Source organism: Streptomyces sp. NPDC001108 (genome assembly GCF_053598535.1).
Map to the genome: position 1 here is coordinate 241,158 of NZ_JBSFKL010000001.1, position 23,447 is coordinate 264,604.

Annotated in this window: 20 protein-coding genes and 1 riboswitch; of the genes, 6 read left to right on the top strand and 14 right to left on the bottom strand. The window is 72.8% G+C overall.

Features of this window, described 5'->3' with window-relative positions; translation table 11 throughout:
- Positions 1 to 46 precede the first annotated feature (46 nt).
- Together ACWC97_RS01025 and ACWC97_RS01030 are read right to left on the bottom strand one after the other, a co-directional pair.
- A complete protein-coding gene (locus tag ACWC97_RS01025) occupies positions 47 to 238 on the bottom strand; it encodes a DUF6381 family protein (RefSeq protein ID WP_352276547.1) in 192 nt (63 codons plus the stop codon).
- Positions 235 to 684 carry a hypothetical protein gene (locus ACWC97_RS01030; RefSeq protein WP_352276546.1) on the bottom strand — a complete coding sequence of 150 codons (450 nt, stop codon included), beginning with the start codon at positions 682 to 684 and terminating at the stop codon, positions 235 to 237. The genes ACWC97_RS01025 and ACWC97_RS01030 overlap by 4 nt, the downstream gene beginning before the upstream one ends.
- A gap of 342 nt (positions 685 to 1,026) precedes the next feature.
- Between ACWC97_RS01030 and ACWC97_RS01035 the strand changes: the two genes are divergently transcribed.
- The 3 genes from ACWC97_RS01035 to ACWC97_RS01045 all read left to right on the top strand — a co-directional run bounded on the left by ACWC97_RS01035 (position 1,027) and on the right by ACWC97_RS01045 (position 4,202).
- Positions 1,027 to 2,073, top strand: a complete 1,047-nt coding sequence (locus ACWC97_RS01035) for a tetratricopeptide repeat protein (RefSeq protein WP_385215797.1) — start codon at positions 1,027 to 1,029, stop codon at positions 2,071 to 2,073.
- A 5-nt stretch (positions 2,074 to 2,078) separates the two neighbouring features.
- Complete coding sequence (locus ACWC97_RS01040; RefSeq protein ID WP_450646630.1) at positions 2,079 to 3,131, top strand: polyprenyl synthetase family protein; 1,053 nt, start codon at positions 2,079 to 2,081, stop codon at positions 3,129 to 3,131.
- A 75-nt stretch (positions 3,132 to 3,206) separates the two neighbouring features.
- Complete coding sequence (locus ACWC97_RS01045; RefSeq protein ID WP_450646632.1) at positions 3,207 to 4,202, top strand: Acg family FMN-binding oxidoreductase; 996 nt, start codon at positions 3,207 to 3,209, stop codon at positions 4,200 to 4,202.
- 31 nt (positions 4,203 to 4,233) lie between these two features.
- Here the strand turns inward: ACWC97_RS01045 and ACWC97_RS01050 are convergent, their stop codons facing one another.
- A complete protein-coding gene (locus tag ACWC97_RS01050) occupies positions 4,234 to 5,019 on the bottom strand; it encodes a hypothetical protein (protein WP_450646634.1) in 786 nt (261 codons plus the stop codon).
- Between the two features lie 91 nt (positions 5,020 to 5,110).
- On the bottom strand, positions 5,111 to 6,733 hold the full coding sequence (locus ACWC97_RS01055; RefSeq protein ID WP_450646636.1) for an amidohydrolase: 1,623 nt from the start codon (positions 6,731 to 6,733) through the stop codon (positions 5,111 to 5,113).
- A 243-nt stretch (positions 6,734 to 6,976) separates the two neighbouring features.
- Here ACWC97_RS01055 and ACWC97_RS01060 point away from each other — a divergent pair, with 243 nt between their 5' ends.
- Positions 6,977 to 7,138: a hypothetical protein gene (locus tag ACWC97_RS01060; protein WP_450646638.1), complete on the top strand. Its 162-nt coding sequence runs from the start codon at positions 6,977 to 6,979 to the stop codon at positions 7,136 to 7,138.
- Between the two features lie 70 nt (positions 7,139 to 7,208).
- Here ACWC97_RS01060 and ACWC97_RS01065 read toward each other — a convergent pair whose 3' ends face one another.
- The 8 genes from ACWC97_RS01065 to ACWC97_RS01100 all read right to left on the bottom strand — a co-directional run bounded on the left by ACWC97_RS01065 (position 7,209) and on the right by ACWC97_RS01100 (position 16,247).
- The gene (locus tag ACWC97_RS01065) at positions 7,209 to 7,841 is read right to left on the bottom strand and encodes an SGNH/GDSL hydrolase family protein (protein WP_450646640.1); all 633 of its coding nucleotides are present in this window, start codon (positions 7,839 to 7,841) and stop codon (positions 7,209 to 7,211) included.
- Positions 7,842 to 7,879: 38 nt separating this feature from the next.
- A complete protein-coding gene (locus tag ACWC97_RS01070) occupies positions 7,880 to 8,704 on the bottom strand; it encodes a sugar phosphate isomerase/epimerase family protein (protein WP_450646642.1) in 825 nt (274 codons plus the stop codon).
- Positions 8,701 to 10,128 carry a polysaccharide lyase 6 family protein gene (locus ACWC97_RS01075; RefSeq protein WP_450646644.1) on the bottom strand — a complete coding sequence of 476 codons (1,428 nt, stop codon included), beginning with the start codon at positions 10,126 to 10,128 and terminating at the stop codon, positions 8,701 to 8,703. The genes ACWC97_RS01070 and ACWC97_RS01075 overlap by 4 nt, the downstream gene beginning before the upstream one ends.
- Positions 10,129 to 10,221: 93 nt before the next feature.
- Positions 10,222 to 11,646 carry a polysaccharide lyase 6 family protein gene (locus tag ACWC97_RS01080; RefSeq protein ID WP_352276530.1) on the bottom strand — a complete coding sequence of 475 codons (1,425 nt, stop codon included), beginning with the start codon at positions 11,644 to 11,646 and terminating at the stop codon, positions 10,222 to 10,224.
- Between the two features lie 43 nt (positions 11,647 to 11,689).
- Entirely contained in the window at positions 11,690 to 12,994 is a 1,305-nt protein-coding gene (locus ACWC97_RS01085; protein WP_352276528.1) for an alpha-L-fucosidase, read from the bottom strand.
- A gap of 93 nt (positions 12,995 to 13,087) precedes the next feature.
- Positions 13,088 to 13,954: a carbohydrate ABC transporter permease gene (locus tag ACWC97_RS01090; protein WP_352276527.1), complete on the bottom strand. Its 867-nt coding sequence runs from the start codon at positions 13,952 to 13,954 to the stop codon at positions 13,088 to 13,090.
- Positions 13,951 to 14,922 (bottom strand): carbohydrate ABC transporter permease, encoded by a 972-nt coding sequence (locus ACWC97_RS01095; RefSeq protein WP_450646647.1) that lies wholly within the window; start codon positions 14,920 to 14,922, stop codon positions 13,951 to 13,953. Before ACWC97_RS01095 ends, ACWC97_RS01090 begins: the two co-directional genes overlap by 4 nt.
- Positions 14,919 to 16,247, bottom strand: coding sequence for a sugar ABC transporter substrate-binding protein (locus ACWC97_RS01100; RefSeq protein WP_450646649.1), 1,329 nt, complete (start codon positions 16,245 to 16,247; stop codon positions 14,919 to 14,921). Before ACWC97_RS01100 ends, ACWC97_RS01095 begins: the two co-directional genes overlap by 4 nt.
- Positions 16,248 to 16,726: 479 nt before the next feature.
- Between ACWC97_RS01100 and ACWC97_RS01105 the strand changes: the two genes are divergently transcribed.
- Positions 16,727 to 17,737, top strand: coding sequence for a hydroxyacid dehydrogenase (locus tag ACWC97_RS01105; protein ID WP_450646651.1), 1,011 nt, complete (start codon positions 16,727 to 16,729; stop codon positions 17,735 to 17,737).
- 155 nt (positions 17,738 to 17,892) lie between these two features.
- On the opposite strand, the gene ACWC97_RS01110 is transcribed toward ACWC97_RS01105, so the two are convergent.
- Positions 17,893 to 18,129: a hypothetical protein gene (locus tag ACWC97_RS01110; RefSeq protein WP_352276521.1), complete on the bottom strand. Its 237-nt coding sequence runs from the start codon at positions 18,127 to 18,129 to the stop codon at positions 17,893 to 17,895.
- 112 nt (positions 18,130 to 18,241) lie between these two features.
- Entirely contained in the window at positions 18,242 to 21,838 is a 3,597-nt protein-coding gene (gene cobN / locus ACWC97_RS01115) for a cobaltochelatase subunit CobN (protein ID WP_352276519.1), read from the bottom strand.
- 91 nt (positions 21,839 to 21,929) lie between these two features.
- Positions 21,930 to 22,025: riboswitch (cobalamin riboswitch) on the bottom strand.
- A gap of 91 nt (positions 22,026 to 22,116) precedes the next feature.
- On the opposite strand from cobN, the gene cobG reads away from it, so the two are divergent.
- Positions 22,117 to 23,445 carry a precorrin-3B synthase gene (gene cobG, locus ACWC97_RS01120; RefSeq protein WP_450646653.1) on the top strand — a complete coding sequence of 443 codons (1,329 nt, stop codon included), beginning with the start codon at positions 22,117 to 22,119 and terminating at the stop codon, positions 23,443 to 23,445.
- Positions 23,446 to 23,447: the final 2 nt, after the last annotated feature.

Below are 23,447 nucleotides of genomic sequence, written 5' to 3' on the forward strand. Positions count from 1 at the left end.
TCCCCGCCCGCGCCCCGGCCACTGTCCCGGCCGCTGCGGGACGGGCCTACTCCATGGGGCGGATGTCCCCGCTCGCCATGCCGCTGACCTGCTCGCTCTCCGACGCGATCCGGTCGGCCTTCTCCTTCAGGCGGCGGCGCTTCTCGGGGTCGGTGGCGCGCTCGGCCTCGGCGTTCAGGTCCTTCGCCTTGGCTCTCAACTGCTGCACTCGGCTGCGGAGTTCGTCGGACTCGTTCATGATCGCTCCTTGGGTGTGCGAACCCCCCTGCGGCGGCAGGACCCGGCGCCCAGGAAACCCAGGCCGATGCCGAGCATCCAGGAGTCCTTGGCCAGCGGGATGCCGTCCTGGGTGGGCCGGAGGCTTCCGGGCTCCCGCATGCCGGGAACCCGTAGATACAGCCCGACCAGGCCACCGGAGAGTCCGGTCAGCGCCAGCCCGGCCAGTCGGGTGGGTACGCACGGGGCGAGCAGCGCCGCGCCGACCGTGATCTCCGACCAGGCGAGCAGCCGGGTGAACCGCTCGGGCCCGATCCGCTCCAGGAACGGGTAGGCGACGCAGGCCATGCCGTGCAGCCCCTGGGCCGTCTCGGCGTCGGCCTTCAGCTTGCCCACGCCCGAGTTCAGGATGAACGCGCCGGTGGCGAGGCGCGGGGGCACGTCACGCGGTTCGTAGAACGTCCTCATCGGAGTCTCCGTCCAGTACCGGGCCCCCCGTCGAGCTTAGCCAGAAGGGGCCGGTGGCGCGCCACCGGACGCTCCTCACCCCCATCGGCACACCGAAGTCGACTTCTGTCGGGCACGGAGCAACCTTCGGGGCGCGGGTGTCGTCTTGATCAACAACAGGGCGGCGCACCACCAGCAATACCAGCAGCATCCGCTCCGCCCGCACCACATGCAGCACAAGCACCACAGTGCGCCCGATCCCCACGAGTCACCAGGCCAGACCACGGGGCAACTATGCGCTTCATGTATACATAGAGTGCATAGTTGCCTTCCGTCATGATCCGGCCGTGCAGGAAGGCCCCCATGCAGAGCAAGGCACTGGCGCCCGAGTACCAGGGCGCCCTCACCAAGATGTCCGTGAACTCCTCCCTCACCGACGTACTCGCCGAAGGCATACGCCACTTGGAGGAGGCCGAGCGCTCCGGATCGCGGCAGGAGGTGGCCCGGTGCGGGCTCGCGGTCGCCGAGGCGCACCGCAGGCTCGGCAACGTGGCCGAGGCCGACCGGGCCTGGAAGGCCAGTTACCGCTCCGCACGTTCGGCCGACGACCTCGGGGCGATGGCCTGGGCGCTGTGGAGCGGCGGCACCCTGGCCCGGCAGCGCGGTGAACTCCGTCTGGCCTTCCGGCTGTTGGGGCTCGCGGCCGACATGGGCAAGCGCGGCGGCGACATCGTCGCCCGGGGCTACTCCCTGGCGGGCCTCGCCGAGACCGGACGCATCCAGGGCGACTACCGGAAGGTCGCGGAGCTGCACGAACAGCTGCTGGCCGAGGCGCGGGCACGCGGCGAGGCGCGCCACACCGTGTGGGCGCTGGAGGGCATAGCCCAGATCCACCGCAACACCGGCTCGCTCGACACCGCCCTGGCCATGTTCGAGGAGGCGGCCGAGCTCGCCGGGAACGCGGACGACCGGCGGGGCCGGGCCTGGGCGCTGCGCGGGATGGCCGACATCGTCTCGCTGCGGGACGACCCGGAGCGGGCCCTGGCCCTCCTCGCGGAGGCGGAGACAACCTGCCGTGAGATGAAGCTGTCCAGCGCGCTCGCCTACAACCACAAGATGCGCGCCAACGTCCTGTTCCGGGCCGGGCGTTACGAGGAGGCGCGGGACGGCTACGCGGGGGCGCTGGAGGAGTTCCGCGCGATGACCGAGCCCAGGGGCGAGGCGCTGGCCCGGCTCGGCCTGGTCAAGGCGCTGGCCCGGCTCGGCCGGGACCGGGCCGAGACCGCGGCGGACCTGGACGGGCTGCGCCGCACCCTCGACCGGATCGGGCTGCTCAACGCCCGCGAGATGGTCGACAAGGCGTACGCCGAACTCGGCGTGGCACCGGCCGGCACCACCCAGGAGGGCTGACGACGATGACCGCATCGCCCACGACCCAGCAGCTCCCCGTGGTGGAGGTCCTCTCCCGCTGCCGCGAGCAGGTCCGCCCGGCGCTGGTGCGGGCCGTGAACCGGCTGCATCCGTGGCACGCGGAGATGGCCGCCTTCTCGCTCGGCTGGGAGCGGGTGGACGGCACCCCGGCCCCGGGTTCGCAGGGCAAGGGCATCCGCCAGGCCCTCACCCTGCTCGGCGCCGGGGCGGCCGGGGCACCGGCGCGGGACGCGGTGCCCGGCGCGGTCGCGGTGGAGCTGGTCCATGTCTTCTCGCTCCTCCACGACGACATCATGGACGGCGACGAGACCCGCAGGCAGCGCGCCACCGTGTGGAAGGAGTACGGCACCGGCCCGGCGATCCTCGCGGGCGACGCGCTCTTCGCCCTGGCCGTGCAGACCCTCGCCGAGGCACCGGCGGAGCACAGCGCACCCGCGGTACGGCTGCTCGCCTCGACCCTGGCCGACCTGGTCCGCGGCCAGGCCGACGACCTGCTCTTCGAGTCCCGGCCGTGGCTCGGCCCCGAGGCGGTCCAGCCGCACGAGTACCGGTGGATGGCGGAGCACAAGACCGGGGCGCTGCTCGGCTGCGCGGCGGGCCTGGGCGCGGTGCTCGCCGGGGCCCCGGCGGCGACGGCGGACGCGCTGTGCCGGGCGGGCCGGCACCTCGGGGTGGCCTTCCAGGTGGTGGACGACCTGCTCGGCGCCTGGGGCGACTCCGAGGTCACGGGCAAGCCGGTGCACAGCGATCTGCGCCGGCTGAAGAAGACGTACCCGGTCCTCGCCGCGCTGGCCTCGGACCACCCCGCCGCCGGCCGGCTGGCCGCGCTGCTCGGCGCCGGGGAGCCGCTCGGCGCCGCCGACGCCCGCCGGGCGGCCGGACTGGCCGAGGAGGCGGGGGGCCGCGCCGCCGCCCTGGCCGAGGCGCACCGGCAGCTGGACGGGGCGCGCCGCGAGCTGGAGAGCGTTCCGCTCGCCCCGGTCGCGCTCGGCGAGATCCTGGCGCTGTTCCCGTACCTCGTCGAGCGCGCGGAGTGAGGGACGCCCGGCCGGGGCGGGCCGGACGTGGGAGGGTGGAGGGACACCCCTGTGCCGTGTCGTGGGAGGTCTCGGATGCCGGTGCGGCCGGTCGACGACGCCATGCTGCGGGAGCTGGTCGGCGATGCCGTCGCGGCCCCGTCGATGCACAACGCCCAGCCCTGGCGGTTCCGGTTCCGGCGCTCCAGCCGGACGCTCGCGCTGCGGGCGGAGTTCGGCCGTGAGATGCCGGAGGCCGATCCGTCCACGCGCGGTCTGCACGTGGGGTGCGGGGCGGCGCTGCTGAACCTCCGGGTCTCGGCGGCCCACCGGGGCCTCACGGCGGTGACCACGCCGTTCCCGCGCCCGGTCGATCCGGAGCTGCTGGCGACGGTCCGCCTGGACCCGGGCCGGGCCGGGGATCCGGGGGACGCGGCGCTCGCCGCGCTGCACCCGGCGATCCGGCTCCGCCGCACCAGCCGCTATCCGTTCGACGACCGGGTGGTCCCCGACGACGTCCGGGACCTCCTCGCCGGGGCGGCCCGCCGGGAGGACGTCTCGTTCGCCTTCCTGCCGCCGGAAGCGCTGGAGGGCGTGCTCGTCCTGATCCGGGACGCCGAGGCGCTCGACCTGTCGGACCCGGCGCGGGAGGCGGAGCAGCGCTACTGGACCCGGAACACCGACGCCCGGGTCCCGGTGGACGGCGTCCCGGACTACGCCTTCGGCCCCACCGACGCGTCGGGCCGGGCGCTGAACCGGGACTTCGCGGGCACCGAGCCCGTCCCGGGCCGGGCCCACGCCCTATTCGAGGACCGGCCGCAGCTCGCCCTGCTGCGCACCTCGCGCGACCGCCCGGCGGACTGGCTGCGGGCCGGTCAGGCACTGGAGCGCGTCCTGCTGACCGCGGTGACGCACGGACTCGTCGCCTCGTTCGCGACCCAGCCCCTCGAATGGCCGGAGCTGCGCCGTCTGCTGCGCGACCCGGTCCTCGGCACGGGGCATCCGCAGATGCTCCTGCGCCTCGGCTACGGCCCCACGGGCCCGCCCACGCCGCGCCGGAGCGTGGACGAGGTGCTGACGATCGAGCCCTGACGGCGGGCCGGTCGCCCGGCCCGCCGCGCGGTCACTTCACCGTGACGGCGTCACCCGTCGAGACGACCTTCATGGTCGTGGCGGTGCCGAGGAAGGCCCAGCGCCAGCTGCCCGGGGCCGTGGCCCGCACCGTCGCGCGGAGGTGGCCCCTGCTGTCGGTGGTCGCGGTCTTCACCGTGCTGTACCTGCCGCCGGGCTTCTTGTACTGGAGCTTGACCACCTGCTTGGTGTACGCGTGGTACTTCAGGTCCGCCCAGTTGGCCCGGGACAGCTTCCCCGTGACGGTGAGCGTGCCTCCCTTGCGCACCGGTTCGGGCGTGGCGTCGGTGGTGAGGGTCGCGGCGCGCTTCATCTTGAACAGGGCGATGCGGTCCGAGATCCAGTAGTCGCGGTCGTTGGCGTGGACCGTCGCGTTCACCTGCCACTCCCCCGCGACGTCGTTGGCGTTCCAGCCCCGGTTGCCGCTGCCGTAGGGGTCGATCCAGGCCGGGTCGATCTCCATCGTCGCCGTGCACACCGAGACCGTCGCACTGGTCTTCCGGCAGGTCGTCCCGAGGTACGACACCGGTCCGTGGGTGTTCTTCGCGTTGAACGCGGACACATCACTGACGTACTTCACCCCCGAGTCGTCCTTGATCGTCATGGTGATCGGGAACCGCTTGATGTTCTTGATCCCGACGATCACGTTGTCGCCGTTGTTGACGACGGTCCGGGTGATCCGGATGTCCCCGCGCCCTTCCGCGTGCGCGGCCGGTGTCACCGCGACGGTGACGCCGACCGCTCCCGCCGCGGCGAGCACGGCGATGCGTCTGTGCATGTCCCACCCCTTTTCCACCCCGCCCCGTGGCGGGGCAGCACAGCGTACCGAGCACCGCGCCGCGCCCCTCGGGCGGTGGCGGCCGTCGTGCTCAGAGGCCGGTGTCGCGGTGGGTGGGGCGTCCGTCGACCACGGTGAGCGGGACGGGCAGGGCCGCCAGGTCCGTCGCGGGGGTGGTGAGGGGGTTCTCGGCGAAGACGGTGAGGTCGGCGCGGTAGCCGGGGGCCAGCCGTCCGGACTCGTGCTCCTCGCCCGCGGCGCGGGCCGGGTTGAGGGTCATGCCCTGGAGTGCCTGGAGGGCGGTGAGGGCCTGCTCCGGGCCGTGCGGGGGGCGGGTGAGGTCGCGGGAGGGGCGGCGGTGGCGGGCCCCGGCCATCACCGTGAGCGGGGGGTAGGGCGCCACGGGCCAGTCGGAGCCGAGGACGACGGTGGCGCCCGACTCCCAGAGGTCGCGGCAGCGCCAGGCGCGGGAGGCGCGCTCCTCGCCGAGCCGCCGGGACCAGTTGTCGGTGTGGTCGGCGCGGGTGAAGTCGCAGCAGTGCGTGGGCTGCATGGACGCGATGACGCCGAGCTCGGCGAAGCGGCGCAGGGTGTCGTCGGGGACCGTCTCGATGTGCTCGATCCGGTGCCGTACGGTACGCGCGTCCGTACCGGCCGCCGCCGCGACCGCGTCCAGGACGTGGCGGACGGCGGCGTCGCCGATGGCGTGGGTGGCGGTGGGCACCCCGGCCCGGTGGAACTGGCCGATGACGGCGGTGAAGGCCTCCGGGTCGGGCCAGAAGGCATGGGTGGACTCGCCGTGGCAGTCGGGCCGCTCCAGCCAGGCGGTGCCGTTGTCGATGGTGCCGTCCATGAAGAGCTTGACGCCCGCCACCCGCCACAGCCGCCCGCCGGCGCCCTGCCGGCCGACGATCCCGGCCACCGCCTCGTGGTCGGCCCCGGGCTGGCACCAGGGGGCGACCCGGAGGCGCAGCGGCAGCTCTCCGGCCTCGTCGAGCGCCGCGTAGAGCGACAGGCTGTCGCCGTTGGCGTCCATGGCGTGGCCGCCGGTGAGCCCGGAGGCGGCCACCTCGCGCAGGGCCTCGGCGACGCGGGCGCGCCGCTCGGCCGGGGAGGGCTGCGGAGCCACCCGTTCGACCGGTTCGAAGGCGGCGTCCTCCAGGAGCAGGCCCGTGGGGCGGCCCGCCTCGTCGCAGACGATCTCGGCGGACTGCTCGAATCGGCGCGGGCCGTCGATGCCCGCCAGTTCCAGCGCACGGGGGCTGGCCAGCATGGAGTGCGCGTCGAAGAGCATCAGGAGGGCCGGGACGCCGTCCAGGACCGGCCCGATGGAGGCGGAGGCCATGGGCAGGTCGCCGAAGACGTTCGGGTCCAGGCCGTGGGCGCGCAGCCACGCACCGGGGGCCAGCGAGCCCACCTCCCGGGCCAGGGCCGCGCGCGCCTCGTCGAGGGTGGTGCAGCCGGAGAGATCCAGGCCCTGGGCGAGTTCGGCGCCCATGACGGGGTGGATGTGCCCGTCGACCAGCCCGGGGGTCACGACGGCGCGCCTCAGGTCGATCACCGTGGTCGCCGGCCCGGCGAGGGCGTGGACGCTCCGGTCGTCGCCGAGTGCGGAGATCCGTCCGCCGGTCGCGGCGAGGGCGGTCTGCGGGAGCGGTTCCCCGGTGACGACATCCAGCAGGCGGGCGTTGAGCAGAACGAGGCCGGGGTACACGTACGGACTCCTAGGGGGTCGGTGGGCGGCGCGGAGGGGCCGGTCCCCCGTCACCGCCGTCCGCCGCCCTGTGGTGGTGCTCGGCGTTCTGGGACATGGTGACCGATCCGGGTGCGGATCCCCGGTCGCCCGGCCCGTCGGCGCGGCACGGACCCGATGCTATTGATCGTGCAACCAATAGACAAGTGCGGGAGAGCCCTTAGGCTGGACGTGTAGGCACGCAGCCCGATCACGGAGGCGGCCATGGACAAGAACATCGAGTACTCGACCCCGTCCCAGGCCGAGGGCGAGCGACTGGACGAGGACCGCGACCCGACCGAGGAGCGGCACCCCGCCACCCGGCGCACCCAGCCGTCGCAGGCCGAGGGCGAGCGCACGGCGGAGGACGAGGAGCCCCGGCACTGATCCCTCCGGACGCGTCCCGGGGCGGCCGGTCGAGGAGTGCGAGACGCTCCCGTCGACCGGCCGCCCCTCGTCAGGAGGCGGCATCGACCTCCGCGAGCCAGGCGTCGGCGATCAGCCGGTGGCCGAGCGGGCTCGGGTGGACGCCGTCCCGGGCGAGTTCCGTCGCCTCCTTGTCCTCGGCGGCGCGGGCCAGCACCAGATCGGCGCGGACCAGCAGGGCGTCATGGGCGCGCGCCGCCCGCAGCACCGCTTCGGTACGGGGCGTCAGGTCCTCGAACCACTCCGCCTGCTCCGGGGTGACCGGCAGCAGGAACGGGGTGACCACGACCAGCCGCGCGGAGGTCTCCTGCCCGGCCCGGGCGAGCAGGCCGTCGAGGCAGCCCTCGAACTCATCGATGGGGCTGGGGAGTTGCTGGTCGTAGCGGCGCCAGGTGTCGTTGATGCCGATCTTGACCGTGACCACGTCGGGCCGGTGCTCGACGACGTCGGTGGTCCAGCGGGGTTCGAGGTCGTAGACCCGGTGGCCGCTGATGCCCCGGTTGATGACGGTGGGGCCCGGCCCGGCGTCCGGGCGCTCGCCCAGGGTGCGGGCGATCTCCTGGACGTATCCGTTGCCGAGCGACGCCGGGTCGGTGCGGTCGCGTCCGGCGTCGGTGATGGAGTCACCGATGAAGAGCAGGGTGTCCGTGTCCTTGATGTGCATGTTCTCGCCGTCCAGGTCGGGGTCGAAGGGGGCGTGGCTCAGCGCCGGTCCGCCGCGCGTCGCAGCGTATCCGCCTCGCGCGCCAGTACGGCGGGGTCGTCGCCGGGCACGAATTCCAGCAGCGCCTCCAGCGGGACGCCCCGCCGGCCGAGCAGGTCGAAGACGCTGGTCCACAGGTTCTGGCGGTCCGCCAGCGGCAGCCGGTGGTTGCCGGGCCACCACGAGAACACATGGATGGCGCCGACCCGGTCGCCCAGGGCGGCGAGCCCGTCCAGCGCCTCCTCGTCGGAGGCGTTCTGCGGCGGCTGCCAGTAGGTGCGGAGGTTGTCGGCGCCCACCTCCTCCAGGAGCCGGAGGGTGGAGGCGGCCGTGTCGGTGAGGGTGTTGCCGTGGAACTCCAGTCCGAGTTCGAGCCCGTGGTCGGCGCCGGTGCGGGCGGCCTCCCGCAGGGCCGCCACCGTCGCGGCCCGCTGCCCCGCGGTGGCCTCCCGCGACCCGGTGGTGCCCGCCCAGACCCGCACCCGGGGTGCGCCGAGCAGCACCGCCGCGCGGGCGACCGGGGCGAAGCCGTCGTCCGGTCCGGCCGGGCCCCCCGGCTCGGCCCGGAAGTAGGAGCCGTAGGAACAGCACCGCAGCCCGTGCCGTTCGGCCGCCTCGCGGGCGGCGCGGACGGCGTCGGGGTCGCCGGGCGGGGCGTGCACGTCGGCCCCCCACTCGACCGCCGCCAGCCCGGCGTCCGCGGCCAGGCGGGCCACGTCGTCGACGGGCAGATGTCGGAAGGTGACCGAGCAGATCCCCGGGGTGATCAGGGGCGCGGGCGGCCCGCCCGGGGTGGGCGGGCCGCTGCGGGCATCACGGTTCACGTCGCGTTCGGCCCGACGTCCGCGCTGGTGAGGGGGTGCCGGAGGGCGACCGCGGTGGAGTACTGGTCCGCGCCGATGTCGCGCTTGCTGCCGCGCGGGTCGCCGTCGAGGTCGTCGGGCACCGACGTCCCGGTCAGGGTGGCCGCGCCGATAGCCGGGCTGCCCGCCGACAGCCGGGCGACCCCGTCCGCGCCCACAACCAGCTTCGGGTCGGCGCGGGTGAAACCGCCGGCCGGGATGTTGCCGTCGGCGGCGGAGCCCCACAGCAGGTTGGTCTGCCAGGTGAAGCCGGTGGTCGCCCCCATCTCGACCAGGCTTCCGGTGTTGCCGACGAGCAGGTTGTCCGCGAGGACGACGTTGCGGGGCTCGTACGTCCGGTTCTCCCCCGAGAGCGAACCCGCGTTGTTGTAGAGGGTGTTGTGGACGATGATCGCGCGGTCGACGGCGTCGTTGCCGCGGCGCTCCTCCTCGGTCTCGCCCGTGTTGTGGTCGCGGGTGCTGCCGCTGCCGACCACCAGGGCCCGCTTGGACAGTCCGGCGAGGTAGTTGTTGACGATCAGGTGGTCGTTGCCGTAGAGCCGGATGCCCTCCAGGCCGCCGATCACGTGGTTGCCCTCGACCCGGGAGCCGTTGCCGTGGCGGAGCACGATCCCGCCGCGGCTGTCGCGGATGGTGTTGTAGCGGATGGTGTTGCCGGAGGACTTCACCGAGATGGCCTCGGGGTCACCGTTGGCGCGCTCGAACAGGTTGTACTCCACGACCGCGTTGGCGGCGGACAGGGCCCGTCCGCTGACGCCGATGCGGATGCACTCGCCGCCGTTGTCCCCGGCGAAGCTGTGGTCGGAGAAGTAGTTGCGGAAGATGTGGGTCCGCTGGGCCATGTCGGTCGAGCCGGGGCCGTCGACGATCAGGAAGATGCCCGTGGTCGTCTTGTTGTGGAAGTGGTTCCGGTCGATCTTCGTGTCGTCGGCCCGTACGACGACCCAGTACTTGTCGCCCGCGTCCGCGTGCTGGAAGTCGTTGCGGGTCAGCCGGATCCCGGAGCAGGTCACCGGGATCTCCAGCGTGGTGCTCTGCCGGAAGGCGAAGCCGCTGATGGTGATGTTGGTCGAGTTGGCGAGGACGAAGCCGCGTTCGCCCTTGAGGACCGCGCCGCCGCGGCTCCTGGAGACGATGGTGATGGGCGCGGCACTGGTGCCGTTCTTCCCGGAGATGTTGATCGCCCCGCCGGCCGGGACGGTGTAGGTGCCGTCGGCGAGGATGATCCGGTCACCGGGGGCGGCGGCGTTGATGGCGCTCTGGAGCTCGGCCAGTGTGCTGACGGGCTTGTCGGCCGCCGAGGCTTCGAGGGACATCGAGGTACCGAGTGGGACGGCGGCGAGCGCCGCCACCGCGGATCCCCTGAGGAACGTGCGTCGTTGCATGGTGTCTCCTGTCGCGACGAGTGGGACGGGGTGCTCCGGGGCGGTCCGCCCGGCCCGGGACGGGCGGACCGGAGGTGCGGTGCCGGGAGGGGGTCAGCGGGCCAGCGGGCCCACGTCGGCCGGGGTGAGCGGCGGAGTGCGGGGCGCGCGCCGGGCGTACTGGTCGGCGCCGACGTCCCGGGAGCGGCCGCGCGGGTCGCCGTCGATGTCGTGGGTGACGGGCGGCTTGCGCAGGGTGGCCGCGCCGATGGCCGGGCTGTCCGGGGCGAGCCGGGCGACCCCGTCCGCTCCCGTCACCAGCTTCGGGTCGACACGGGTGAAGCCGTCGGCCGGGATGTTCCCGTCGCCGGCCGCGCCCCACAGGATGTTGCCGGTCCAGGTGAACCGTACGGTGTTCGCCATCTCGACCAGTGCGCCCGAGTCCGCGACGAACAGGTTGTCCGCGACGGTCACGTCGCGCGGCTCGTGCGGGCGGTGGCTCTCGCCGGAGAGGGTGCCCCCGTTGCCCACCAGGGTGTTGTGCGCGATGAGGATCCGGTCGGGCGCGTCGTTGCCGCGCCGCGCCTCAGGGGTCTCGCCGGGCAGGTGGTCGCGCTCCGAACCGCTGCCGATCACCATCGCCCGCCCGGCCAGGCCGGAGAGGTGGTTGTTGACGATCACGTGGTCGTTGCCGTAGATCCGCACGCCCTCCGTGCCGGAGAGGAAGTGGTTGGCCTCCACCCGGTTGCGGTTGCCGTGGCGCAGCACGATGCCGCCGAAGCTGTCGCGGATGGTGTTGTGCCGGATGATGTTGTCCGAGCTCTTCACCGAGATGGCCTCGGGGTCGCCGTTGGCGCGCTCGAACAGGTTGTACTCCACGACCGCGTGGGCGCTGGACAGGGCGCGGGGGCTGACGCCGAGCCGGATCGGCTCGCCGCCGTTGTCCCCGGGGAAGGTGTGGTCGGAGAAGTGGTTGCGGAAGATGTGGACGCGCTGCGCCATCTCCTCCGTACCGGCTCCCTCGACGCCGAGGTAGATGCCGAGGGTGGACTTTCCGTGGAAGTGGTTGTGGTCGACGGTGCTGTCGTCCGCGCGCACCATCAGCCAGTGGAGGCCCTCGATGTCGGCGAGCTGGAAGTCGTTGCGGCTGAGCCTGATGTGCGAGCAGTTCGGCGGGAGGTCGAAGGTGGTGCTCTGACGGAAGGAGAAGCCGCTGATCGTGATGTGGCTGGAGGCGTCGAGGACGAAGCCCTGTTCGCCGTCGAGGACGGCGCCGCCGGGGGTCCGGGCGGTGATGGTGAGGGGGGCGTGTGCGGTGCCCCGCTTGTTCCGGACGGTGATCGGCCGGTCGGACGGGACGGTGTACCGGCCGTCGGCCAGGACGATGCGGTCGCCCGGCCCCGCCCGGTCGATCGCGGCCTGGAGTTCGTCCAGCGAGGCGACGGTGGCCGGGGCCGGGGACGCGTTCGCGGCGGACAGGCCGGTGGCGGTGACGGCGAGGGCCGCCCCGGTACCCATGAGGAACGTGCGGCGTTGCATGGTGCCTCCGTGAGCGTGGTGGTGTGCGCGGGCCGGTCCGGTGTCAGCCGGCGGCCGGTTCGGCCGGGGCGTTCAGGAACAGCTCGATGACGGGTACGGGGGTGTCGGGACGCTGTACGGGGATTTCGAGCGTGAGCGTGCCGGCGGGCTGGCCGCCCATCTCGGTGTTCTGCGCGGGCCGGTCGGGGTCGATGTGGACCCGGACGATCTCCGAGGCGTCGTTGAGCAGTTGGGCGTAGCGGACCCGGCCGGCCAGTCCGGGCAGGTGCAGATGGCGCAGCGGCCAGGCGAACAGATGGACGTAGAGCCGGTCGCCGCGCTGGGTGTAACGGCACTCCGGGGGCGCGGTGTACGAGGAGGGGCCGCAGCCGCGCACCGCGCGTTCGTGCAGGTCCATCCAGCGGCCGATCGATTCGAGTACGGCGACGGCCCGGGGTTCGAGGTCGCCGCGCCCGGTGGGGCCGACGTTGAGGAGCAGGTTTCCGTCCTTGGAGACGCCGTCGACGAGCATCCGGATCAGCAGGTCGGCGCTCTTGTGGTCGAGGTTGTCGCGGTCGTAGCCCCAGCTGCCGTTGAGGGTCTGGCAGGCCTCCCAGAGGACGGGGCGGCCGTCCTTGGTCATGGGGCCGGAGGGCTGGTACTGCTCGGGGGTGATGAAGTCGCCGGGCAGGCCGGTGCGGTCGTTGACCAGGATGTGCGGCTGGAGTTCGCGGACGGTCCCCAGCAGCCCGGCGGAGTCCCAGTCGGCCGGTCCCTTGCCGCCCCACCAGGTGCGGCCTTCGTAGGAGAAGTCGAAGAAGAGGTAGTCGATCCGTCCGAAGGAGGTCAGCAGTTCGCGGACCTGGCCGTGCAGATAGCGCTGGTAGTCGCGGATGTCGCGGTCGGCGTGGGCCGCCTTGAACTCCTCGTCGTCACGCTGCGGGTGGGTGCCGTCCACGGGGAAGGACGGGTGGTGCCAGTCGATGAGGGAGTAGTAGAAGCCGACCTTGAGCCCCTCGGCGCGGCAGGCCTCGACGAAGGGGCCGACGAGGTCGCGGCCGTGGGGGGTGTTGGTGACCTTGTACTCGGTGAGGGCGCTGTCCCAGAGGCAGAAGCCGTCGTGGTGCTTGGTGGTCAGTACGACGTACCGCATGCCGGCCGCCCTGGCGGTCCTGGCCCACCGGACGGGGTCGTAGCGGTCGGGGTCGAAGTGGTCGAAGTAGACCTGGTACTGCTCGTCGGTCAGCTTCTCCCGGTTCTTGACCCATTCGTGCCGTGCGGGCAGCGCGTACAGGCCCCAGTGGACGAACATGCCGAACCGGTCGGTGGTGAACCAGGTGGTGTCGGGGGTCGCGGCGCTCGGGGTCATGGACATCGTTCCTTCTCGTCGGCGATCGGCGGGGGCCGGTGCGCCGGCAGCGGGGCGGGGGTACGGGGCGGTCGGGGCGGATGGTCCGCCGGGTCAGCCCTTCAGTGCGCCGGAGGCCAGTCCGTGCACGAAGGAGCGCTGGAAGAAGAGGAAGACGATCACGGAGGGCAGCAGGGCCAGCAGGGAGGCGGCCATCACCACGCCGGGGGTGACGGCCGGGTCGATCCGCAGGGTGCGCAGCGCCAGCGGGAGGGTGTACGAGGAGGAGTCGGTGGAGACCAGGAGGGGCAGCAGGTACTGGTCCCAGATCATGGTGAAGCCGAAGACTCCGATGACACCGAGCGCGGGCTTGCACATCGGGAGGATGATCTGCGCGAAGATGCGCAGGTCACCGGCGCCGTCGATCCGGGCGGCCTCTTCCAGCTCCCGGGGTACGTCCTTCATGAACTCGGTCATCACCAGGATGGAGAATCCCCAGGCACCGAGCGGGACAATCATTCCGGCGAGGGTGCCGATGAGGTTGAAGTGGACGACCGGCAGGTCGGCGAGGATCACGGAGAGCGGCAGGGCCAGGATCTCCTCGGGCAGCATCAGCGTGGCCAGGATGCCGACCAGCACCAGGGTCATCCCGGGGAAGACCTTGCGGGCCAGGGCGTATCCGGCGAGGACGGAGACGGCGACCTGGAGCAGCAGCCCGAAGCCGACCACGAAGAAGGAGTTCAGCAGATACCCGAGCACACCCTGGTCGAAGGCGACCTCGAAGTTGTCCAGGGTGGCGCCGGAGGGGACGACGCTCAGCTGGGTCGGGTCCTTGACCTGGCTGAAGGCGCTGACGAGCAGGGCGAGCAGCGGCCCGGCGAAGACGATCAGGACGAGCAGGTAGGTGACGGCCTTCAGGATCCGCCCGCCGGGGCTGCGGCTCTCGGTCAGGCCCAGCGCGGTCTCGGTCGGCCCGTTCATTTGCTCTCTCTCCGTCGCAGCAGGTGGACGACGACTGTGAGGACCAGCGTCGCGAGGAACAGCAGGACGGCTCCCGCCGCGCCGACGCCGAGCCGGTTCTGCTCCAGCCCGAGCTTGTAGATCAGGGTCATCACGACTTCGGTGGATCCGTCGGGTCCGCCGTTGGTGAGCAGGAACACCTCGGTGAAGACCCGCAGTCCGCGGATCGCGGCGAGGATGAACAGGATCGAGAAGACCGAGCGCAGTCCGGGCACCGTGACGTGCCAGACCCGCTGGAGCCGGGAGGCGCCGTCCACCTTCGCGGCCTCGTACAGGCCGCGGTCCACCCCGGTCAGACCGGCGAGGAAGATCATCATGTCGTAGGGGGCGCCCCGCCAGATGCCGGTGACCATGATGGAGGCCATCGACGAGTCCGGGTCGTTGATGAATCCGGAGGGGCCGAGACCCACCAGGCCGAGGACGGAGTTGAGCATCCCGTCCGAGCTGGGGTGGTACATGATCCGCCAGAGTTCGGCGACGACCGCGATGGGCACCACCACCGGGAGGAACGCCGCGGAGCGGATGAATCCGAGCCGCCGTCCCTGGCCCTCCATCAGCAGGGCGAGCACCAGGCCGAGCGCCATCGATCCGGCGGTCTGTCCGGCGGCCAGGACCACGGTGTGCCAGGCGGCCTCGCGGAAGCCATCGGACTGGAGCACGGTGGCGTAGTTGTCGGTGCCGACCCACTTGTTGCCGAGGTAGGGCTGGACGTCCTGGAAGGACATGGTCAGGGCGCTGACCATGGGGATGAACTTGAAGTACAGGAAGAGCAGCAGGGCCGGGGCCAGGAACAGCCACGGGGTCCACCAGCGGCCGGCCCGGCGGCTGGGCCCGCTGCGGCCGTCGGGCCCGCCGGCCGTGCGGCCCGGCTTCCGGGAGGCGGGCCCGGCCTCCGGGAGGGTGGCCGGGCCCGCCTGGTCGAGACTCATGACGCGGCGATTCCCTGTTCCTCGAGGATGTCGGCGAGCTGCTTGTCCAGCGCCTTGAGCTTGGTGGCGGTGTCCAGGCCGCAGTCGGCCATCAGGGCGTTGACGGCGTCGGCCGTGGTCTGCCGCACCGGGGTCCAGTTCGGGATGGACGGCGCGTAGCGGCCGGAGCTCTGGTAGATGTCCGCGTAGGTCTTCCAGCGCGGGTCGGGGCGGACCTGGGCGATGTCGACCGTCTTGTTGACGGGCAGTTGGACGGTGAAGCCGGTCTCGCCCTGCATCCCGGTCTTCTGGCCCTCGGCGGAGAGCGCGAAGTCGGCGAAGGCGTCCTGGCCCGCCGTGTTCCCGGAGCCGGCCATCAGGTAGACGGAGCCGCCCTCGGCGAGCACGGTGGCGTCCTTCGGCCCCTTGGGCATCGGGACGACCTCGTACTTGTCCTTGCCGAGGGTCTCGTCGAAGCGGGGCAGCAGGTACGGGCCGACGACGAACATGCCGGTCCGGCCGGCCTCGAAGGTCTCGTTGGTGGGCGGGGTCTCCATGGTGACGGCGCCGGGCTGGATGGCCTTCTTCCGGCAGCCGAGGTCGCGGAACCACTGCACGGCCCGGACCGATTCCTTCGTGGTCATCGCGGGCTTGTACTTCCCGTCACCGGCGTCGGCGATGAAGTCCCCGCCCGCCGCCCAGAGGAAGTTGGAGAAGTACCAGGAGGCGTATCCGCGCTTGGTGGAGAGCGGGGCGGCGAGGCCGTACGTGTTGTTCTTGCCGTCGCCGTCGGGGTCCTTGGTGGTGAACGCCTCGGCCATGGCGGCGAAGTCGTCCCAGCTCTTCGGGACGTCCAGCTTCAGCTTCTCGCGCCAGTCCTTGCGGATGAGGAGGGCGGACGCCTGGGCCGAGTACGGCAGGCCGAACTGCTTGCCGTCCACGCTCTTGCCGGAGTCCAGCCCCTGGGCGACGACGTCCTTGCCGCTCTTGAGCTTGGCCAGGTCGATCTCCCTGAGCAGGCCCTGGCTGTGCATGGCGCCGAGCTGGGTCACGTCGTTCAGGACGATGTCGGGGAGGTTCTTCTGCGCGGCGCGCTGCTGGAGCTTGGTCTCGAAGTCGTCGAAGATCGCCGTGACCTCGACCTTGAAGCCGGTGGACTTCTCGAAGGCGGCGGCGAGCCGGAGCGCGCCCTGCTCCCCCGGTCCGCCCGGTGTCGTCCGGGTCCACAGTTCGAGCGGTGCCTTCGGGTCCTGCTTGGCGTTCACTCCCGCAGGCCCGGAACTACAGCCGGTGAGGACGAGTGCCGAAGCGAGGACACCCGCACCTATCCACCGCGATCTCTGCATGACAACTCCTGTTTTCGCCGCATCACATCTGGCCTGGAAAGCGCTTGCTCGGACGCTAACGGGGTCCGAATCCCGGGGTCAATAGTCCGATGAATACAAAGTCTCGCGGAGATGAACCCTCGCCCGCCCGGGCGGCCCCACGACCGCCCGGCAGTGACACGAGGTACGCACGGTGGACTGAGCCTTCCGTGAAAGTACCTCATGACGTGGGAATTTAACTGCCCCAGGCAACGATCCCTCGCCGGGATCCGACCGTTCACCGCCGCGAGCAGTGCGACGATCACAGGGATCGGATGTCCCGGCTTCCCCCGAGGACTTTTCAGTCATCCGATGTATCGTGCTGCACACCCATCAGCCATGGCAATAAACAAGCCACGCCAATCTTCCCCATCCGGTCAGACATTTCCCCACGCACCCGATCAGGGTCGCGGACCGGCCGACCGACGGCCCGGCCGCGCAGAGCCGAGGAGCACATCGCCATGAACGAGCCGGTCCACCGACCGACCGCCCTGCTGGTCATGGAGGAGGGACGCAGGGCGGACGTCTATCCGCCCGAGGTCCTGACCGCGATCGGAGCTCTCACCCGGCTGCAGGGCCCACCCCTGACGCGGCAGCAGCTCGACGCCGCGCCGGACGCGTTGCGCGAGGTCGAGATCCTGCTCACCGGCTGGGGCGCGCCCGTGCTCGACGCAGCCCTCCTGTCGCGCGCGCCCCGGCTGCGGGCGGTCCTGGTCGCCGCCGGTTCGGTGAAGCACCTGACCACGCCCGAGTTCTGGGCGCGCGGGATCCCGATCGTCTCCGCCGCCGCGGCCAACGCCGTACCGGTGGCGGAGTTCACCCTCGCCCAGATCCTGCTCGGGCTGAAGCACGCCCACCGCCTCACCCGGGAGATGGCGAGCAGCCGCCGCTTCCCGCCCGATCCCCGGGTCCCGGGCGCCTACCGCTCACGCGTGGGCCTGCTCGGACTCGGGCACATCGGCCGGCTGGTCGCCGCCCATCTGGGCCGGTTCGACGTCGAGGTCCTGGCCACCGACCCGATCGCCTCCCCGGGGGCCGCCCGGGAGGCCGGTGTCCGGCTGGTCGGCGTCGAGGAGCTGTTCGCCACCAGCCATGTCGTCAGCCTGCACGCCCCGTTGCTGCCCGGGACCCGCGGCATGGTCGGGGACCGGCTGCTGGCCTCCATGGCCCCGGGGGCGACCCTGGTCAACACCGCGCGCGGCGCGCTCGTCGACGAGGCCGCCGCGGCGGAGGTCCTGCGCGCCAGGCCCGATCTCACCGCCGTACTCGATGTCACGCACCCGGAGCCTCCCGCCCATGACTCGCCACTGTTCACCCTTCCCAACGTGGTCCTGACACCCCACATCGGCGGTGCCCTGGGGGCCGAACGTCATCGTCTCGGAGAGCTTGTGCTCGACGAACTCCGACGCTTTATACATGACGTGCCTTTCGCGCACGCCATCGATCCGGAGCACGCGGCGTCCCTGGCCTGAGGCCGCCCGGCCGTCGGCCCAGGTACGGCCCCGGTACGGCCGGTACGGCGGCGCCGCACCGGGGCGTCAGCGAAACGTCAGTGAAACGTCAGTACGAGGAAGAAGAGTTCGAAGCGGCAGAGGACCGTCTCCGGCACCGTCCGCCGCGCCGGTGCTCAGTGCGCCCGCCAGGTGAGCTTGTCGCCACCCACCCAGCGCACCACACCGGGATCGTCGAGGTCGTGGACATGGATCCCGTAGGCCGAGGCGAGGGTGAGCACATCCAGCATCGAGGTCGCCTCGCCGGCGACCTCGCCGTCGATCTCCACCAGGCGGAACGGCGGGTCGGTGCGCTGCACCCCCAGGACGACGATCCGGGGCACGGAGATGTGAGGACTGTTGCTTTCGGTCATACCAAGATCGCTTCCACGCGGCGGGCGACACTATGCCCCGGATCGGAAGGGGTGATTCCGTACCGTCCGGGGCAGGTCCGGCCGGGCCGCCGCAGGGCGGCCCGGCGCCCGCTCAGTCCTCGCCCTCCAGGCTGCCCTCCGTCTCCAGGTACGCCTGACGCAGCGCTTCGAGGACCGCCGGGTCGGGCTCGGCCCACATCCCGCGCGACTCCGCCTCCAGCAGGCGTTCCGCGATGCCGTGCAGGGCCCAGGGGTTGGCCTGCTGGAGGAACTCGCGGTTGACCGGGTCCAGGACGTACGTCTCGGTGAGCTTGTCGTACATCCAGTCGGCGACCACGCCGGTCGTGGCGTCGTAGCCGAAGAGGTAGTCGACGGTGGCGGCCAGTTCGAAGGCGCCCTTGTAGCCGTGGCGCCGCATCGCCTCGATCCACTTGGGGTTCACCACCCGGGCCCGGAAGACCCGGGAGGTCTCCTCGACCAGGGTGCGGGTGCGGACCGTCTCGGGGCGGGTGGAGTCGCCGATGTACGCCTCCGGGGCGGTGCCCCGGAGCGCCCGGACGGTGGCCACCATGCCGCCGTGGTACTGGAAGTAGTCGTCGGAGTCGGCGATGTCGTGCTCGCGGGTGTCGGTGTTCTTGGCCGCGACCGCGATCCGCTTGTACGCCGTCTCCATCTCCTCCCGGGCCGGCCGGCCGTCCAGCTCGCGCCCGTAGGCGTAGCCGCCCCACACCGTGTAGACCTCGGCGAGGTCCGCGTCGGTGCGCCAGTCGCGGGAGTCGATGAGCTGGAGCAGACCGGCCCCGTACGTACCGGGGCGGGAGCCGAAGATACGGGTGGTGGCGCGGCGTTCGTCGCCGTGCGCGGCCAGGTCGGCCTGGGTGTGGGCGCGTACGTGGTTCTGCTCGGCGGGCTCGTCGAGCGAGGCCACGAGCCGGACCGCGTCGTCCAGGAGGCCGATGGTGTGCGGGAAGGCGTCGCGGAAGAAGCCGCTGATACGGAGCGTCACGTCGATGCGGGGGCGGCCCAGTTCGGCGGGCGGGATGGCTTCCAGCCCGGTGACCCGGCGCGAGGCGTCGTCCCACACGGGCCGCACGCCGAGCAGGGCGAACGCCTCCGCCACGTCGTCGCCGGCGGTCCGCATGGCGCTGGTGCCCCACAGGGAGAGGCCGACCGAGGTGGGCCAGTCGCCGTTGTCGGTGCGGTAGCGCTCCAGCAGCGAGTCGGCCAGGGCCTGGCCGGTCTCCCAGGCGAGGCGCGAGGGTACGGCCTTGGGGTCGACGGAGTAGAAGTTGCGGCCGGTCGGAAGGACGTTGACCAGGCCGCGGAGCGGGGAGCCGGAGGGGCCGGCCGGCACGAACCCGCCGTTCAGCGCGTGCAGGGCGTGGTCGAGTTCGGCGGTGGTGGCGGCCAGCCTCGGTACGACCTCGCGGGCCGCGAAGGCGAGGATGTCGGCGACGGCCGCCGGGTGCCCGGCCGCCACCGCCTCGACCGCCTCGGGCGACCAGTCGGCGTCCTCCATCGCCTGGACCAGCGCGCGGGCCCGCTCCTCGGCCTCGTCGGCGGTGATCCGGGTCGCGGCCGACTCGTCGAGACCGAGCGCCTCGCGCAGCCCCGGCAGCGAGGCCGTACCGCCCCAGATCTGACGGGCCCGCAGGATCGCGAGGACGAGGTTGACCCGGTCGGGGCCCTGCGGGGCGCCGCCGAGGACGTGGAGGCCGTCGCGGATCTGGACGTCCTTGATCTCGCAGAGCCAGCCGTCCAGATGCATGATGAAGTCGTCGAAGCCCTCGTCCTCCGGCCGGTCCGCCACGCCGAGGTCGTGGTCGAGCTTGGCGGCCTGGATCAGGGTCCAGATCTGGGCGCGGATCGCCGGGAGCTTCGCCGGGTCCATCGCGGCGATCTGGGCGTGCTCGTCCAGGAGCTGTTCGAGCCGGGCGATGTCCCCGTAGCTGTCGGCCCGCGCCATCGGCGGCACCAGGTGGTCGACGAGGGTGGCGTGCACCCGGCGCTTGGCCTGGGTGCCCTCGCCCGGGTCGTTGACCAGGAACGGGTAGACCAGCGGAAGGTCGCCGAGCGCGGCGTCGGGGCCGCAGGCGGCGGAGAGTCCGGCGTTCTTGCCGGGCAGCCACTCCAGGTTGCCGTGCTTGCCGAGGTGGATCATCGCGTCGGCGCCGAAGCCGTTGTCGTCGGCGCGGGCGGCGATCCACCGGTAGGCGGCCAGGTAGTGGTGCGAGGGCGGCAGGTCCGGGTCGTGGTAGATCGCGATCGGGTTCTCGCCGAAGCCGCGCGGCGGCTGGATCAGGATCAGGAGATGGCCGAACCGCAGGGCGGCGAGCACGATGTCGCCCTCCGGGTTGCTCGACCGGTCCACGAACATCTCGCCCGGGGCGGGGCCCCAGTGCTCCTCGACGGCCTCGCGCAGCTCGGCCGGGAGCGTCGCGTACCAGCGCCGGTAGTCGGCGGCCGGGATGCGGACGGGGTTGCGGGCCAGCTGTTCCTCGGTGAGCCACTCCTGGTCGTGGCCGCCCGCCTCGATCAGCGCGCGGATCAGCTCGTCGCCGTCGCCCGAGACCAGGCCGGGGATCTCCTCCGTACCGAAGTCGTAGCCCGCCTCGCGGAGCCGTCGCAGCAGGGCGACGGCGCTGGCCGGGGTGTCGAGCCCGACGGCGTTGCCGATGCGGGAGTGCTTGGTCGGGTACGCGGACAGCACCAGCGCGATCCGCTTCTCGGCGGCCGGGATGTGGCGCAGCCGGGCGTGGCGCACGGCGATCCCGGCGACGCGGGCGGCGCGTTCGGTGTCGGCGACGTACGCGGGCAGTCCGTCCTCGTCGATCTCCTTGAAGGAGAAGGGGACGGTGATCAGGCGGCCGTCGAACTCGGGCACCGCGATCTGGCTGGCGGCGTCGAGCGGGGAGACTCCCTCGTCGTTGTCCTCCCAGTCGGTGCGCGAGCCGGTGAGGCAGAGCGCCTGGAGGATGGGGACGTCGAGGCCGCCGAGGACGCCCGCGTCCCAGGACTCGTCGTCGCCTCCCGCCGATGCCTCGGCCGGGCGGGTGCCGCCCGCGGCGAGGACGGTCGTCACGATCGCGTCGGCGGCGCCGAGCGCCTCGATGAGTTCGGACTCGGGGCTGCGCAGCGAGGCGACGTACAGCGGCAGCGGGCGGCCGCCCGCCTCCTCGACGGCCCGGCAGAGCGCCTCGACGAAGGCGGTGTTGCCGCTCATGTGGTGGGCGCGGTAGTAGAGCACGGCGACGACGGGGCCGTCGGTGCGGTGGGCGGTGCGCTCCAGCGGGCCCCAGGAGGGGGCGGGGGCGGGCGGTTCGAATCCGTGGCCGGTGAGCAGCACGGTGTCGGAGAGGAAGCGGGCGAGCTGGTCCAGGTTGGCGGGGCCTCCGTGGGCCAGGTAGGCGTGGGCCTCGGCGGCGATGCCGACGGGGACGGTGGAGGCGGCCATCAGCTGGGCGTCGGGGGCCTGTTCGCCGGTGAGCACGACGACCGGGCGGCCGGTGGCGAGCACCTGGTCGAGCCCCTCCTGCCAGGCCCGTACGCCGCCGAGGAGGCGGACGACCACCAGGTCGGCGCCGTCCAGGAGCTCCGGGAGGTCCTGGAGGGGGAGGCGGGCGGGGTTGGCGTAGCGGTACGGAACCGGGCCGTCGGAAGCGCGGGCGCTGAGCAGGTCGGTGTCGGACGTCGACAGGAGCAGGATCATGCGGCGTCGGGCCTTCCTCGGGGTGTCCACGCCCCGGGCGGTGTCGGATGGAACGCCCCTGCCCGGAGAGGACCGGGGGTTCCGGTGAGGGGAGTTCCTGACTCACCCGGCCGTGGCCGGGCTCACAGTGGCGGGACCGCGCCGGAATCGCACCGGGCTTCCTCCCCTTGTCGCCGTCTGTGGCGACGACGTGCCGGTTGGCCCGTCGCTAGGCATAGTAAGGGCCGGGCGCCCGGCGGTGGCAGGCGCATCCGTTCGGTTCCGTCCGGATCGTCGGTATGCTCGCCGCCATGCCCCCACCTGCCGTTTCCCCCGCCGATCCGTCGGGAGCTCCGCCGTCCCGGGGCCGTGGTGACGCCTGCCCCGGCGCGCTGCGGCTGCACCGGGCGGACGACGGTGCGCTGGCCCGGGTCCGGGTGCCCGGCGGTCTGCTGACGGCGGACCGGGCGGACACCCTGGGAGCCGCGGCGCAGGCCCTGGGCGACGGTGAGGTGCATCTCACTTCGCGCGGCAACGTCCAGTTGCGCGGGCTGCGTCCGGACTGCGGGGGCGAGCTGGCCGGACGGCTGGGCGCGGCGGGGCTGTTGCCCTCCGTGCGCCACGAACGGGTGCGCAATGTCGTGGCGTCCCCGCTCAGCGGGCTCGACGGCCGCGGCGTACGGGACGTGGGGCCCTGGCTCCTCGAACTGGACGCGCTGCTGTGCGCGGACGAGCGGGCGGCCGGGCTGTCCGGCAGGTTCCTGTTCGTCCTCGACGACGGGCGCGGCGATGTGGACGCGCTGGGCGGCGATGTGTCGCTGCTGGCCCTGGACGGCGCGTGGGCGCTGCTGCGGATCGGTACGGCCGGGTCCGTGCTGCGGGTCCCGGCCGCGCAGGCGCCACGGGCCGCGCTGGTGGCGGCCGGTGCCTTCCTGGAGCGGGCCCCGGACACCGGGGTGTGGCGGGTCTCCGACCTGCCCGGTGGGGGTGACGGGCTCCTCGGCCCGGTCGCGGAACGGCTGCGGGAGGCGGGGGTCGACGTCGCGGCCGCCGGGCACCGGGAGTGTCCGGGCCGCTCGGACGGGCCGGTGCCGGGCATCGTGACCGGTGCGCCGTCCGGGACGGCCGCGCTGTCGGCCGGGCTGCCGCTGGGGCGCGCCACGGCCGCGCAGTGGCGGACGCTGGTGGAGACGGCCCGTCACCACGGCCGTGGCGAGCTGCGTCTGACGCCGTGGCGCGGCGTCGTCGTCCCGGGCGTGGAGGAGCGGGAGGTGGCCGGGGCGCTGGACGCGCTGGCGGCGGCCGGTCTCGTCGTCGCGCCCGACTCCCCCTGGGCCGGGGTGGGTTCCTGCATCGGCCGGCCCGGCTGCGCCAGATCGCTGGCCGACGTGCGGGCCGAGGCGGCGGCCTCGGTGCGGGCCGTGGGACCGCTGCCGGTGTACTGGTCCGGGTGCGAACGCCGGTGCGGTCACCCGCGCGGCACCTGGGTCGATGTCGTGGCCGCTCCCGGCGGGCGGCACCATGTCTCCGTCGTACGGGACGGGGAGCGGGGCACGCACGTGCCGGTCGCCGACGGACCGGACGGGCTCGCCGCCGCGGTGGCCGCGGCCCGCCGCGCCCACGGCTGACC